Source organism: Rhodovulum sp. PH10, from assembly GCF_000293785.1.
Classification (GTDB): Bacteria; Pseudomonadota; Alphaproteobacteria; order Rhizobiales; family Xanthobacteraceae; genus Rhodoplanes.
Genome location: NZ_AKZI01000040.1, coordinates 1 through 14,129, shown reverse-complemented (window position 1 = coordinate 14,129; position 14,129 = coordinate 1). Strand labels below are relative to the sequence as shown.

The window sequence follows — 14,129 nt, the reverse complement described above, 5'->3', positions numbered from 1 at the left end:
CTCGGTGGTCGGGACGGGCCATGCCGCGCCGGCTCTAGATAGGATGCGGAGCGCGCGCCCGCACGGGCCTGCGAGTCGCATGGCTCGCGTCCGCTGCCGTACCGAGCCACCGGGCTCGAAACGGCGCTCGTGGTCTCATCGCACCGTCCGGGCGATGCTCATCGCGCATAGCCGATCAGCGGCTTTTTCTTGCGGCCGAGCAGAACCAGCACGGAACCGACGATCCCGAGCACCAGCCAGGTGGGCGAGGAGAGGATTTTCAGCATCACCGGGTCCCACACCCAGGGCGACAGCCATCGCTCGATCGCCGGCTGAACGGCCGCCAGGCTGTCGGCGTGCACCGCGTTCCACATGTCGCCGAACTCGACCATCTGCAGTGTTCCTGCGGCGATCGACTTGGTCCCGTCATAGACGAGAAAGATGAAGGCGAGCGCGAGAATGACGAGGCCGAGAAAGCGGAAGACGAAGCGGATCATCGGGGCGGGTCGCGTTCGGCGGGTTTTCGGGCGGTGCGGGGGCGTCACGGCTCGGCCGGCGCATGGCACCGGAACCGCCGCAGAGCATAACGCGCACCCGAACGCTCCGACAGAGGGTCTGGCGGGTGCGACCCAGACATTCCCCTCCTGCGGGTGGACAAGGACGCCGACCCGTGCGCCCGATTGAGGCTGCGGCGTCGGGGCAGAGGACGTGGGAACGGTCGGATGGCGTCGCGGACCGATCGTTCGATGGAGGCAGCCATGGAGCACACGGGGCCCCGCGGCGTCATCGCAGCGATCGCCACTCCCATCGATCCGGACGGTGTTCCGGACTACGGTCGGGCGGTCGCGCTCGCGCGTCTTCTCCTGTCGCACGGCTGCGACGGGCTCAACGTGCTCGGCACCACCGGGGAGGCGACCTCGTTCTCGCGCCAGCAGCGCGAGGCGGTGATGAACGCCTATCGCGACGCCGGGCTGCCGCTCGGCAAGCTGATGGTCGGCACCGGGGCGGCCGCGGTGGCCGACGCCGTGGCGCTCACCCGCCATGCGGCCGAGCTCGGCTTCGGTGGGGCGCTGCTGCTGCCGCCGTTCTATTACAAGGGCGTGCCGGAAGACGGGCTGTTCGCCTATGTCGAGCGGATCGTCACCGCGACCGCCACCGTTCCGGTGCCGCTCTATCTCTACCACAATCCGAGCCTGACGGGCGTCGGCTGGCGGGTCGAGCTGGTGCGCCGCCTGCTCGATGCCTTCGGCACCCGGCTGCGCGGCCTCAAGGACGCCTCCGGCGACCTCGACTACGCCCGCTCGATCGCCTCGATCGCGCACGGCTTCGACGTCTTCCCGACCTCGGAGGTGGCGCTGCTCGAGGCGCGCGAGGGCCGCTTCGCCGGCTGCATCTCGGCGACCGCCAATCTCAACGCCGATCTGTGCGCGCGGGCCTATCACGGCGGCGACGCCGCGGCCCTCGATCAGGCGATGACCATCCGCAACCTGTTCGAGGGGCGCCCGCTGGTCGCCGGCATCAAGGCGATGCTCGCTTATTGCCTCGGCGATCCGGCCTGGAACCGGGTGCTGCCGCCCTTGAGCCCGTTCACCGCGACCGACCGCGCCGCGGTGATCTCCGGCTACGACGCCGTGCGGTCGCTGCGGGTCGCCTGACCGGCGGCGCTGCGGCAGCGAAACCGTCCCGTCGCGCATAGCGCGGCGGATCTGCACGAGGACGGGCCGAAATCGCGCATCCGGCGTTGACGGCCCGTCGCCGCCCTCCTATAAGCACGCTCTCAGCGCGGCGGGAGGGCTCGCCGCGAAGCACTTTTATGCCCGCTACGAGGTGTGTGCTCGTTACGAGGCATATGCCCGCTACGACGTACGTCCGACACGACGTGCGCCCGCAAACTACGCCGTTCCACAATGCCCGCTGCCCCCGAGGGCGCGACAACCGGACGAACCGTCAGATGGCCAATACGACTTCCGCCAAGAAGGCCACCCGCAAGATCGCGCGCCGCACCGAGGTGAACAAGGCGCGCCGCTCGCGCATGCGCACCTTCGTGCGCAAGGTCGAGGACGCGATCGCCAGCGGCGACAAGGAGGCGGCCCTCGCGGCGCTCAAGGCGGCCGAGCCGGTGATGGCCCGTGCCGCGCAGAAGGGCGTCGTGCACAAGCGCACCGCGAGCCGCAAGGTGTCGCGCCTGGTGCACCAGGTCGCCAAGCTCGCCTGATCGGCGTTTCGGGCGCCGGCCGATCCGCGCCGCGCCACCGCCTCTCTGCGATCGATCGAGTTTTGTACGAAGGCCGGGCTCGTCCCGGCCTTCGTCGTTTTGCGGCGGCTTTCGTTTTCGGCGAAAACTTTCGCGTCAGCTCCCATGACGGGTGGCGCTTGCCGTTTCCGGCCCGGCCCGGCCGCCACCTCCGGCCGCCACCGGTCTGCGGGCTCGGCCGGCGTCGCTGCCGGCCTCCCGGCCCCTCGGCCCCTCGGCCTTCGTCGCCGCGCGTCGGGCCACCCGGTGCCGCCCCGTAACCCGTGCCCCGCGCCCGCGTGCTTGTCCCGCCTCCGTCCCCGATCCCGTCCCGGCCTCCCTCGCCGGTCCGGTCCGGCCGTTTCCCGGTCGGGTTGCGGCGCCTGCAGGCCTCTCACCGAACGGTATTCCAAGACCTCGCCGGGGCGCCGGAACGGTGCGGACTCGGGCCGCCGAGCCGGCGAGTCTGATGCCCGCAATGCGTGCATCCGGCCCGGTAGCCCGCGGCGGCACGGGTACTCGTCCTGCGGGATCCGACAATTCGATTAAAATCGGAGGTCGTGAGAATCGCATTGCGACGCGGATACAATCGACGGTATCATGTGATTTCTACAGCTTCGTGATGCATCGCCACACTGTTGCAATCAGGCGACATTCCCGTGACGCAGTTAACCGTGTGGGCCCGTCTACGCGTTTGTGCGTATAGGCAGCCCATACGCGAAAACCTCGCAGTTTCCGAGGGTTACCCTGCCCCGACGCGCACGAAAATCGAAGTCCTAACAAGGCGTTAACATTATAGCCTGGGGGAGCGGTCGGCAATCGGCGTGCCGGCCGGACACAGGCACCACACGTCATCGGCGCCCCCGCCGGCGACCGGTCGCCGGCCGGCTTCGCCCCCCTGGAAAATTAACGCGAGTCGACAGGGGGTTGGGACACGTCCTCCGAGTCTGCCGACCGACACGTCTTGGTTGATTCGATTCGGCGGAGGAGCTGCCCGATTCAAGGCATTGCGGGGCGGGGAGGGGGTGTGTATTGGTGGGGGGTGGCCCCCGCTGACGGCGGCTTCACGGAGAAGAGGTCGAGATCGTGAGACCCAGAAAAAGGCTGCGCCCCAGTTGAGTTCGAGGACGAGGCGCGTGTGAAAAGTCGTCGGGTCGAGTCGGCGTAACGACCAGTCTTCTTGTACTTGAAAAGGAAGGGACTGCACCACGTTTTCCGGAGGTCGTCTCCGGGCGACGGCTGTGTGATGCTGTGAATTCGAGGCCGAATTACAGAGAAGTCCAGGGTAACGACATGACAAAAATGTGGCATAACCCTTTTTCCGCCCCGACACCTCGCCGGTGTGAGACGACTCTGACTGCTGCTCCGACTGCGAATTCCTGCGTTCCCCCTTCCGTCGGCGCCCTCGCCCGGGTGGCGCCGGTCTGCCTGCCCGGCGCTCCCCCCGCCGCTCGGCGTCCGCTGCTCTGGCCTTCCGGCCGGTAGCGCGCCGCGGCCGCCCCGCCGCGGCCGATACCCCTCGTCCCGAAGAGTACCCGGCACCCGACCCGCCGCGGAGCATCCGCTCCGCGCGTGATCGGCTGCGCCATCGAGATCGTCCGCCCCGGGCGGTGTGCGTGAGGCCTGTCAATGACGAACAATCATCAAGAACGTTGGACGCGCGTAAAAGGCCGGCTGCGGGCCGAGGTGGGCGACGACATCTATTCGAGCTGGTTCGCGCGGATGGAGCTGGAGAGCGTCGAGAGCGAGACGGTGCGCCTCTCGGTGCCGACGAGATTCCTCAAGAGCTGGATCCAGTCGCACTATGCCGAGCGCGTGCTCGCCTGCTGGCAGGGCGAGGAGCCGGCGGTGCGGCGGATCGACCTGTCGGTCCGCTCGGCGATGCTGCGTCATCCGCCCGGTGCCCGGCCGGGCGTGCCGGCGGCGGATCAGGCGGCGGCCGGTCGTGCGGGGACGGGCCATGCGGGGATGGGTCATGCGGGGCTCGACCGGGCGGCCGACGGCCACGTGATGGGCGGCTATGGCGGCGGCCACGCGACGACCAACGGGCACGGCTTTCCCTCGCTCGCCGAGCCGGGCACCGGCCGGCCGGGCGCCGGCGGGCACGAGACGCTCGGCGGCTCGCCGCTCGATCCGCGCCTGACCTTCGAGACCTTCGTGGTCGGCCGCTCCAACAGCCTCGCGCATGCCGCCGCCAAGCAGGTCGCCACCGCCGGCCGCGGCGACGCGGTGATGTTCAACCCGCTCTATGTCCACTCCGCCGTGGGTCTCGGAAAAACCCATCTCCTGCAGGCGATCGCCTGGGCCGGCAACGCCTCGGGCGCGCGCCGGGTGCTCTATCTGACGGCGGAGAAATTCGTCTACGGCTTCGTCTCGTCGCTGCGCCAGCAGACCACGCTCGCCTTCAAGGAGGTGTTGCGCACCACCGACGTCCTGCTGATCGACGACCTGCAGTTTCTGCAGGGCAAGTCGACCCATGCCGAGTTCTCCCATACGCTCAACGCCATGATCGACGCCGGCCGGCAGGTCGTGGTGGCCGCCGACCGCCCGCCGCTCGACCTCGAGAATCTCGACGATCGGGTCCGCTCGCGGCTCGCCGGCGGGCTGGTGGTCGAGATGGGCTCGTTCGGCGAGGATTTGCGGCTGGAGATTCTGCAGTCCCGCGTCGCCAGCGCCCGCACCCACCATGCCGCGTTCGACGTGCCGGCCGATGTGCTCGACTTCATCGCCAAGGCGGTGACCCACAACGGGCGCGACCTCGAAGGCGCGGTCAACCGGCTGCTCGCCCACTCCAAGCTGACCGGCCAGCCGGTGACGATGGAGCTCGCCGAGCGCGAGATCCGCGATCTGGTCCGCCCGCAGGAGCCGCGCAAGGTCAAGATCGAGGAGATCCAGCGCATCGTCGCCCGCCGCTACAATGTCAGCCGCAGCGATCTCCTGTCGTCCCGCCGCACCGCCAATGTCGTCCGCCCGCGCCAGATCGCGATGTACTTGGCAAAGACGCTGACGCTGCGCTCGCTGCCCGAGATCGGCCGCCGCTTCGGCGGGCGCGACCACACCACCGTCCTGCACGCGGTGCGCAAGATCGAGGGATTGGTCGGCAACGACACGACACTCGCCGACGAGATCGAGGCGATCAAGCGCGAGCTGCAGGAGTAGGCGAAGGACCTTTTCGCCGGCCGTCTCGCGCCGCTGTCCGGCGTGCGTCTTTCGGATCACTGGAGCCGCGTTCGGCGAAGTGGTAACGGGTTCGTGTGGCGCTGCGTCCGCGCGCGGGCGCGGCGCCGCCGCGACTCCGCGTCCCGATCCGCGCCGGACGCGCCGTGCGCGTAAAAATCCGCACCGGACGCGCCGCGCGAGTCCAGATTCGAACGAGGCCCTCGATGTCGCTGCAAGACCCCGAGAAGCCGGCCGATCCGAGCGTCCAGACGCTCGCCCCGACGCCCGCCGTTCCGGCGCAGGGGTACTCCCCGATCGTCGAGATCGGCGGCGCCGGTCTCCTCTCGCACGTCGATCCGCGGGTCGCCTCGCTCCTGTGGACCGGCGAGGAGGATCTCGGCGTGCCCGCGCCCGCCAATGTCCGCGAGTTCGGCCTGCGCGAGTTCTGGCGACTGCTTCGCCGCGCCTGGCGCTACGACATCGACATGATCGTGGTGCATCCGACCACCCGTCATGGGCCGCTGCACTGGCGATCGCTGAAGAACCTGTTTCGCCGGCCGTTCTCGCCGTGGCGGCGGTTCGTCCGCGGGTTCGGCATCCAGGCGCTGCGGCTGCTGCCGAACCGCGCGCCGCTCTACGTGATCGATGCCGGGCCCGGTCGAACCATCGCGCCGTGCCACGCCTTTCTGCTCGATCGCTGCACCTATTGGTTCAAGCGCGAGCTGCCGGTCGATCGCTGGCAGGTGTTTTCGTCGCACGGCGCCGCCGAGCCGCCGGACCATGCCTTCCGCGACCGGGCGCGAAACCGCCGGCGGGTGGAGAAGCTGCGGCCGTGGGCGCTCGGCCTCGAGACGCCGGCCGCCGACACGCCCGCCCCGCCGCCGGTGGAGAAGACCATCGGCCTTTTGGTGGTGCCGGAGCGTGCCTCCTCCACCGTCGCCGCCAGCGGAATCGCGGAATTGCGGGCGCTCGCCGAGACCCGCAAGGACGTGCAAATCCTCGACCAGAGTTTTTTGCGCGAGGAGATTTTCGAGAAGATGCGGCACGCGCGGCTGGTGTGGTCGCCCGAAGGGCTCGGCTGGGACTGCGAGCGCCATTACGAGGCGGCGTTCGCCGGCGCGGTGCCCGTGATGAACCGGCCGACGATTGCCCGCTTCCACCCGCTGCTCGAGGGCGAGCACGCGCTCTTTTACGATCCCGACATTTCGGGCGATCTCACGCGCGTCGTCACGGCGGCGCTCGCCGATCCCGCGCGGGCGGAAAAAATCGCGGCGGCGGCGCAGGCGCTGGTGGTGGAAAAGCATCTCGCGCCGTGGCGGCGGGCCGAGCAGATCCTCTCCTACCGCGCGGGCATCGAGCCGCCGCCGGGCGGGGTCGCGCTTTAGCAGCCCGACTCGGCCGCCGAAGGAAAAATCTCCTGTGTCGGTCGGACGGTCTTGCCGAATCCGCGCCGGCACGGCACTTTCCCCAGTCCCGGTGCGCGCCGCGCCCCGGTTCCGGTTCCCGCGTGAGCAGGCGACCCGTCTCGGGCGCGTCGGCGCACGAGCGTAGTCAGTCGAGCGGGGTCCCCCATGAAGGTCACCGTCGAGCGGTCCGAGTTGCTGCGGTCGCTGTCGCACGTCCATCGCGTCGTCGAGCGGCGCAACACGATTCCGATCCTCGCCAACGTGCTGGTGCGCGCCGACGGAGCCGAGCTGTCGTTCAAGGCGACCGATCTCGACCTCGAGGTGGTGGAGACCATCGCGGCCGAGGTGGCGGGCGCGGGCGTCACCACCGTGCCGGCGCACATGTTCTACGAGATCGTCCGCAAGCTCCCCGAAGGCGCGCAGATCGGGCTCGACGCGACCGGCGAGCGGGCGGTGATGACGATCCGCGCCGGGCGCTCGAAATTCACCCTGCAGACGCTGCCGGAGAGCGACTTTCCCGATCTCGCCGCCGGCGAGATGACGCACGCCTTCTCGCTCTCGGCGGCCGATCTCAAGCGGCTGATCGACAAGGCGCAGTTCGCGATCTCCACCGAGGAGACGCGCTACTATCTCAACGGCATCTTTCTCCACAGGGTGGGCGAGGGGCCGGACGCGGTGCTGCGGGCGGTGGCGACCGACGGGCATCGGCTGGCGCAGGTGCAGTTTCCCGCCCCCGCCGGCACCGAGGGCATGCCCGGCGTGATCGTCCCGCGAAAAACGGTCGGCGAGGTGCTGCGGCTGATCGAGGATCCCGCCGGCGAGGTGAAGATCGAGCTGTCGGCGACGAAAATCCGGTTCGGCATCGGCGCGGTGGTGCTCACCTCCAAGCTGATCGACGGCACCTTCCCGGACTATGGCCGGGTGATCCCGACCGGCAACGACAAGCTCCTGGAGGTCGAGAAGCACGATTTCGAGCAGGCGGTCGACCGCGTGTCGACGGTGGCGAGCGAGCGCGGGCGGGCGGTCAAGCTGTCGCTGTCCGGCAGCAAGCTGACGCTCTCGGTGACCAATCCGGACTCCGGCAGCGCCACCGAGGAGATCGAGGTCGCCTACGACGCCGAGCCGATCGATATCGGCTTCAACTCGCGCTACCTGCTCGACATCGCCGCCCAGATCGAGGGCGACACCGCGATCCTCCGCCTCGCCGATCCCGGCTCGCCGACGCTGATCGAGGACAAGGACGCCAAGGGTGCGCTCTATGTGCTGATGCCGATGCGGGTGTGAGCGAAAGGGGTGAGCGAGCGGGTGTGAGTGTTTCAGGCATGCGCGCGCCGTTCTGCGCGATGCTCTCGGTCCGCTCGTCCCCGCGAAAGCGGGGACCCAGGACTTTTCGGGACCTGTCGGCTGGGTTCCCGCTTTCGCGGGAACGAGCGGAGGTCGGGATGCGCGCCGAGGCGAACCGGCCCGCCACCTCTGCGCCGGTGCGAACGACTCCGACGCTGACACGCCCCAGATGATCGCCCCAAAAATCCGCCGCCTGAATCTGACGCGCTTCCGCAGCTATGCGGCGGCGAGCGTTTCGGTCGAGCGGGCGCTGGTGGTGCTCACCGGGCCGAACGGGGCGGGGAAGACCAATCTGCTCGAGGCGGTGTCGTTTCTCGCGCCGGGCCGCGGTCTGCGACGGGCGACGCTCGATGCGGTCGCGACCACCGGTCCGGCGAGCGAGGAGGCACACCACTCGGCGCACGGCTGGGCGGTCGCCGCCGAGGTCGAAGGCGCGCAGGGGCTGGCGACGCTCGGCACCGGCACGTTCGACGGCACGCCGTCGCGCAAATGCCGGATCGACCGCGAGCCGGTCGGCTCGGCTACCGCCTTCGCCGACCATTTGCGTGTCCTCTGGCTGACCCCGGCGATGGACGGCCTCTTTGTCGGCCCGGCCTCCGAGCGGCGGCGCTTTCTCGACCGGCTGGTGCTCGCGGTGCATCCCGACCACGGCACCCGCGTCTCGGCGCTGGAGCGCGCGCTGCGCGCCCGCAACCGCTTGCTCGAGGCGCCGTCGCCCGATCCGCACTGGCTCGACGCGGCCGAGCACGAGGCCGCCGCTTTGGCGGTCGCGGTCGCCGCGGCGCGGGCGGAAACCGTGCAGCGGCTGGCGGCGGCCTTGTCGGCGCGGGCCGACGATACCGCGTTCCCGACCGCCGGCATCGCGCTCGACGGCTGGATGGAGGCGGCGGTGCTGTCGCAGCCGGCGCTCGCGGTGGAGGACCGCTTTCGCGCGATCCTGCGAGAGAACCGGGGGCGCGACGCCGCCGCCGGCCGCACGCTCGACGGCCCGCATCTCACCGACCTCGCCGTCACCTTCGCGCCCAAGGGCATCGCCGCCCGCGACGCCTCGACCGGCGAGCAGAAGGCCTTGCTGATCACGCTGGTGCTCGCCCATGCCGGGCTGGTCGCGGCGATGACCGGCATCGCTCCCGTAATGCTGCTCGACGAGGTGGTGGCGCATCTCGATCCCGGCCGCCGCGGCGCGCTGTTCGCGGCGCTGGAAAAGCTCGGCGCGCAGGTGTGGATGGCCGGCGCCGACCCGGCGGCGTTCGCCGGCATCGCCGAGGTCGCCGACTGGTTCGAGGTGTTGCCGGGCCACGTCGCCCGCCGGCCCGGCTGATTTTTCTTCTCCTCCGATCCTCTTCGCCGCGTCCGGTCTCTCGATCTCGTCCCGATTTTCGCTGCGGTGCCGGGGCTCGGCTCGCGCGCGTCCTCGCTGTCGCCACGATCCCGATACATTCATGCGTGCGAATGTTTCTTCCGAGCAACTGCAAATTAGTTGCATTCGGACGCGCGAGTGGTACGACACTGCCTCATTGAATGCGACTGATTTGCAGGAGCGACGCGCAGTCGGCGAGACCCGACCCCCGAGCCGATGAGCGACGGACCCGTCCGTCGCCGACCCCGGCGCTCGGACCCGGATCGCCCGCGCGCCGCCGGCAGATCGGCCCTCCATTCCCGCAATCGATCAGGACCGCCGCTCGCCGGCGCGTCGACCCATGGAGTTTGCCGCCGTGCCCAGCCGGCTCGAAACGCTTCGCCAGTCCTTGCCCGAGTTCGCCAAGGACATCCGTCTCAATCTCGGCTCGTTCCTCGGCCAGGGCGGCCTGCCGGAGTTGACGCCCGCGCAAAAATGGGGCTGCGCCGTCGCCGCGGCGGTCGCCTGCCGCAACCCGGCGCTGATCGGCGCGGTCGAGGCGGAGGCCAAGGCCGCGATCGAGCCGGCGGTCGCCGAGGCCGCCCGCACCGCCGCCGCGCTGATGGCGATGACCAACGTCTATTACCGCGCGGTCCACATGGCGGGCGACGCCGAGCTCGGCAAGCTGCCGGCGGGGCTGCGCATGAACGGCCTGACCAAGCACGGCATTGCTCAAGCCGATTTCGAGCTGTTCGGTCTCGCCGCCTCGGTGGTGAAGGGCTGCGAAGGCTGCACCCGCGCGCATGTCGACGGCGCGAAGAAGCACGGCGCCACCGTCCAGGCCGTCCAGGCGGTGCTCAAGCTCGCCGCCGTGCTGCACGCGACCGCGACCGTGCTCGACGCCGCCGCGGCCCACGCCCTCTCCATTTCCGATCCCGCGAGCCCGGCCGTTGCGCCGGCGCTCGCCTGACCCCTCCCGCAAACACCCTCGAAGAAAGGATTCCTCCCATGCTCACCGTCGGCGACAAGCTCCCGGCCTTCGACCTGCAGGCCACCGTCTCGACCGATCCGAAAACCGCCTTCGCCCGCATCACCAACGAGAGCGATGCCGGCAAATGGAAGGTCTTGTTCTTCTGGCCAAAGGACTTCACCTTCGTCTGCCCGACCGAGATCGCCGCCTTCGGCGCCATCAACTCGGAGTTCGCCGACCGCGACGCGGTGATCTATGGCGGCTCGATCGATTCCGAGTACGTGCATCTGGCCTGGCGGCAGAACCACAAGGATTTGAAAAATCTGCCGTTCCCGATGCTGTCCGACATCAAGCGCGAGCTCTCCACCGCGCTCGGCATCCTGCATCCGGAGGAGGGCGTGTGCCTGCGCGCGACCTTCATCGTCGACCCGGAGGGGATCATCCGCTTCGCCTCGGTCAACGATCTGTCGGTCGGCCGTAACCCGCAGGAGGTTCTGCGCGTGCTCGACGCGCTGCAGACCGACGAGCTGTGCCCGTGCAACTGGCAGAAGGGCGACGACGTCCTCGAGGCGGCCTGATCGGTCCTCCGGCACCACTGAACGACCGATGCGGGACCAAGGCGAAGGCCGCGCCCCGCATCCGAAAAACACCCCCGGCGGGCGGGTCGACCGAGCGGTCGGCCCGCCCGATTCGGTTTCGGAGCGGGACTGTGGCACCGGCCGCCCGGGAAGGCCCGGGCACCATTGAAAATCCATTGTCCGACAGCTATTTAATAACCGTCTTACGGGCCTGTACGCGTCCCCGCTTTCGTGCGATGTCAGGGGATCGCCCGACGTCTCGTCCGGCCCCCGATCCGAAGCATTCTCCGAATGGACGAACCGACACTTCCCCCCGGCCACCCCGACGCATCCGATTACGGCGCGGAGTCGATAAAAGTCCTCAAGGGCCTCGACGCCGTGCGCAAGCGCCCGGGCATGTATATCGGCGACACCGACGACGGCTCCGGCCTGCACCACATGGTGTACGAGGTCGTCGACAACGCCATCGACGAGGCGCTGGCGGGTTTTGCCCACGCGGTGTCGGTGATCCTCAACGCCGACGGCTCGGTGACGGTGCGCGACGACGGCCGCGGCATCCCGACCGACATCCATCGGGGCGAGGGCGTGTCGGCGGCGGAGGTCATCATGACCCAGCTGCACGCCGGCGGAAAATTCGACCAGAACTCCTACAAGGTCTCCGGCGGCCTGCACGGCGTCGGCGTGTCGGTGGTCAATGCGCTGTCGAGCTGGCTGAAGCTGCGCATCTGGCGCGACGGCCACGAGCACGCGATGGAGTTTCGCCACGGCGAGGCGGTGGCCCCGCTCGCGGTGGTCGGCCCGGCGGGCGAGGAACGCGGCACCGAGGTGACGTTCCAGCCCTCGACCGAAACCTTCACGATGATCGAGTTCGACTTCGCGACGCTCGAGCATCGCTTGCGCGAGCTCGCCTTCCTCAATTCGGGCGTCCGCATCGTGCTGATCGACCGGCGGCACGCCGTCGAGAAGCGCGAGGAGATGCATTACGAGGGCGGCGTCGAGGCGTTCGTGCGCTTCATCGACCGCAACAAGAAGCCGCTGATCGTCGACCCGATCGTCATCAAGTCGGAGCGTGACGGCATCGACGTCGAATGCGCGATGTGGTGGAACGACGGCTATCACGAGACGGTGCTGTGCTTCACCAACAACATCCCGCAGCGTGACGGCGGCACCCATCTCGCAGGTTTTCGCGGGGCGCTCACCCGCCAGATCACCGGCTATGCCGAGTCCGGCGGCATGAGCAAGAAGGAGAAGGTCGCGCTCACCGGCGACGACTGCCGCGAGGGCTTGACCGCGGTCCTGTCGGTGAAGGTGCCGGATCCGAAATTCTCGTCGCAGACGAAGGACAAGCTGGTCTCCTCCGAGGTGCGGCCGGCGGTCGAGGGCGTGCTCAACGAGGCGCTCGCCTCGTGGTTCGAGGAGCATCCGAGCGAGGCGAAGGTGGTCGTCGGCAAGGTGGTCGAGGCCGCGAGCGCCCGCGAGGCGGCGCGAAAGGCGCGCGAGCTGACGCGGCGCAAGGGCGCGCTCGACGTCGCCTCGCTGCCGGGCAAGCTCGCCGACTGCCAGGAGCGCGACCCGTCGAAGTCCGAGCTGTTCATCGTCGAGGGCGATTCCGCCGGCGGCTCGGCCAAGCAGGGCCGCAACCGCGAGTTCCAGGCCGTCCTTCCGTTGCGCGGAAAGATCCTCAACGTGGAGCGTGCGCGCATCGACAAGATGCTGTCCAGCCAGGAGATCGGCACGCTGATCACCGCGCTCGGCACCGGCATCTCGGACGAGTTCACCGCCGACAAGCTGCGCTATCACAAGATCATCATCATGACGGACGCCGACGTCGACGGCGCCCACATCCGCACGCTGCTGCTGACCTTCTTCTATCGGCAGATGCGCGCGCTGATCGAGCGCGGCCACGTCTATATCGCCCAGCCGCCGCTCTACAAGGTGTCGCGCTCGAAGTCCGAGCAGTACCTCAAGGACGAGCGCGCGCTGGAAGATTATCTGATCGCCGCCGGCCTCGACGAGGCGGTGTTCCGTGCTTACTCGGGCGAGGAGCGCGCCGGCGCGGATCTCAAGCTCCTGATCGATCAGGCCCGCACCATGCGTGCGGTGCTGCACGGGCTGCACACCCGCTACGACCGCGCGGTGGTCGAGCAGGCGGCGATCGCCGGCGTGCTGAATCCGGCGATCGCGCTCGATCACGAGGCGGCCGAGCGTGCCGCCGCCTATATCGCCCGCCGGCTCGACACGCTCGCCGAGGAGACCGAGCGCGGCTGGGAAGGCCGGTTCGTCGACGGCGAGGGCTTCCTGTTTCAGCGCACCGTGCGCGGCGTGCGCGAGGCGACCACGATCGACTCCTCGCTGCTCGCCTCCTCGGAGGCGAAGAAGCTCGACGAGCTGGCGCCGCTGCTGCAGCAGGTCTATCCGCGTCCGGGCACCCTGCGGCGCAAGGGCGACGAGACCGTCATTCACGGCCCGATCGGCCTGATCGAGGCGGTGATCGCCGCCGGCCGCAAGGGCATCACCATGCAGCGCTACAAGGGGCTCGGCGAGATGAACCCCGGTCAGCTGTGGGAGACCACGCTCGACACCAACGCCCGCTCGCTCCTCCAGGTGAAGATCAAGGAGGTCGACGAGGCCGAGGACATCTTCACCAAGCTGATGGGCGACGTGGTGGAGCCGCGCCGCGACTTCATCCAGGAGAACGCGCTCGCGGCCAGCGTGGACATTTGATCGGCCTCGCCGCTGACAGCGCAGGTGCTGACGGCGAGGTGATCATTTCAACGGAAGATGACTTCGACCCGTCATCCTGAGGCGCGAGCGGAGCGAGCCTCGAAGGATGGGCTGCCACCCGGGTCGGTATTGTCGACCTCGGGCGCTGGATCATGTCGATCTCTGGCGATCCCGCGAACGGGCCGTCGCCCTTCGAGGCCCGGCTTCGCCGGGCGCCTCAGAGTGACGGAGAGAGGCTTTCTCGAGCACCGTCGGGATGATCACGAGAAAAAAAAGCCGCCCGGAGAGGTCGTCTCCCGGGCGGCTTTCGATTTCTGATGATACGGTTTCCGGCTGAACGGCTCGAGCTCTTACCCTCTCCCGTGGGGAGAGGGTCGGCGAGCGCAGCTCGCCGGGG

10 protein-coding genes are annotated in these 14,129 nt (G+C 69.1%); 9 read left to right on the top strand and 1 reads right to left on the bottom strand.

What is annotated here, in order from left to right; translation table 11 throughout:
* Window positions 1–158 precede the first annotated feature (158 nt).
* The gene (locus tag A33M_RS08080; RefSeq protein ID WP_008385609.1) at window positions 159–476 is read right to left on the bottom strand and encodes a hypothetical protein; all 318 of its coding nucleotides are present in this window, start codon (window positions 474–476) and stop codon (window positions 159–161) included.
* A 261-nt stretch (window positions 477–737) separates the two neighbouring features.
* On the opposite strand from A33M_RS08080, the gene A33M_RS08075 reads away from it, so the two are divergent.
* From A33M_RS08075 to gyrB, 9 genes are all read left to right on the top strand, one after another.
* A complete protein-coding gene (locus tag A33M_RS08075) occupies window positions 738–1,634 on the top strand; it encodes a dihydrodipicolinate synthase family protein (protein ID WP_008385607.1) in 897 nt (298 codons plus the stop codon).
* A 296-nt stretch (window positions 1,635–1,930) separates the two neighbouring features.
* Complete coding sequence (gene rpsT, locus A33M_RS08070; protein WP_008385604.1) at window positions 1,931–2,194, top strand: 30S ribosomal protein S20; 264 nt, start codon at window positions 1,931–1,933, stop codon at window positions 2,192–2,194.
* Window positions 2,195–3,841: 1,647 nt separating this feature from the next.
* A complete protein-coding gene (dnaA, locus tag A33M_RS08065; RefSeq protein ID WP_008385602.1) occupies window positions 3,842–5,371 on the top strand; it encodes a chromosomal replication initiator protein DnaA in 1,530 nt (509 codons plus the stop codon).
* A gap of 224 nt (window positions 5,372–5,595) precedes the next feature.
* Window positions 5,596–6,756 (top strand): glycosyltransferase family protein, encoded by a 1,161-nt coding sequence (locus A33M_RS08060; RefSeq protein ID WP_008385596.1) that lies wholly within the window; start codon window positions 5,596–5,598, stop codon window positions 6,754–6,756.
* Between the two features lie 186 nt (window positions 6,757–6,942).
* The gene (gene dnaN / locus A33M_RS08055) at window positions 6,943–8,061 is read left to right on the top strand and encodes a DNA polymerase III subunit beta (RefSeq protein WP_008385593.1); all 1,119 of its coding nucleotides are present in this window, start codon (window positions 6,943–6,945) and stop codon (window positions 8,059–8,061) included.
* Window positions 8,062–8,290: 229 nt separating this feature from the next.
* Window positions 8,291–9,442, top strand: a complete 1,152-nt coding sequence (gene recF / locus A33M_RS08050) for a DNA replication/repair protein RecF (protein ID WP_008385588.1) — start codon at window positions 8,291–8,293, stop codon at window positions 9,440–9,442.
* Between the two features lie 394 nt (window positions 9,443–9,836).
* On the top strand, window positions 9,837–10,430 hold the full coding sequence (locus A33M_RS08045; RefSeq protein ID WP_008385586.1) for a carboxymuconolactone decarboxylase family protein: 594 nt from the start codon (window positions 9,837–9,839) through the stop codon (window positions 10,428–10,430).
* A gap of 38 nt (window positions 10,431–10,468) precedes the next feature.
* Complete coding sequence (locus A33M_RS08040) at window positions 10,469–11,008, top strand: peroxiredoxin (protein ID WP_008385584.1); 540 nt, start codon at window positions 10,469–10,471, stop codon at window positions 11,006–11,008.
* Window positions 11,009–11,299: 291 nt separating this feature from the next.
* Window positions 11,300–13,732, top strand: coding sequence for a DNA topoisomerase (ATP-hydrolyzing) subunit B (gene gyrB, locus A33M_RS08035; RefSeq protein WP_008385582.1), 2,433 nt, complete (start codon window positions 11,300–11,302; stop codon window positions 13,730–13,732).
* The last annotated feature ends 397 nt before the right edge of the window (window positions 13,733–14,129 follow it).

Excerpts from the sequence above, each read along its gene's own strand:
- dnaA (WP_008385602.1), top strand. The coding sequence starts at position 3,842 with ATGACGAACAATCATCAAGAACGTTGGACGCGCGTAAAAGGCCGGCTG.
- dnaN (WP_008385593.1), top strand. The coding sequence starts at position 6,943 with ATGAAGGTCACCGTCGAGCGGTCCGAGTTGCTGCGGTCGCTGTCGCAC.
- A33M_RS08040 (WP_008385584.1), top strand. The coding sequence starts at position 10,469 with ATGCTCACCGTCGGCGACAAGCTCCCGGCCTTCGACCTGCAGGCCACC.
- A33M_RS08080 (WP_008385609.1), bottom strand. The coding sequence starts at position 476 with ATGATCCGCTTCGTCTTCCGCTTTCTCGGCCTCGTCATTCTCGCGCTC.
- A33M_RS08060 (WP_008385596.1), top strand. The coding sequence starts at position 5,596 with ATGTCGCTGCAAGACCCCGAGAAGCCGGCCGATCCGAGCGTCCAGACG.
- gyrB (WP_008385582.1), top strand. The coding sequence starts at position 11,300 with ATGGACGAACCGACACTTCCCCCCGGCCACCCCGACGCATCCGATTAC.
- A33M_RS08075 (WP_008385607.1), top strand. The coding sequence starts at position 738 with ATGGAGCACACGGGGCCCCGCGGCGTCATCGCAGCGATCGCCACTCCC.
- rpsT (WP_008385604.1), top strand. The coding sequence starts at position 1,931 with ATGGCCAATACGACTTCCGCCAAGAAGGCCACCCGCAAGATCGCGCGC.
- recF (WP_008385588.1), top strand. The coding sequence starts at position 8,291 with ATGATCGCCCCAAAAATCCGCCGCCTGAATCTGACGCGCTTCCGCAGC.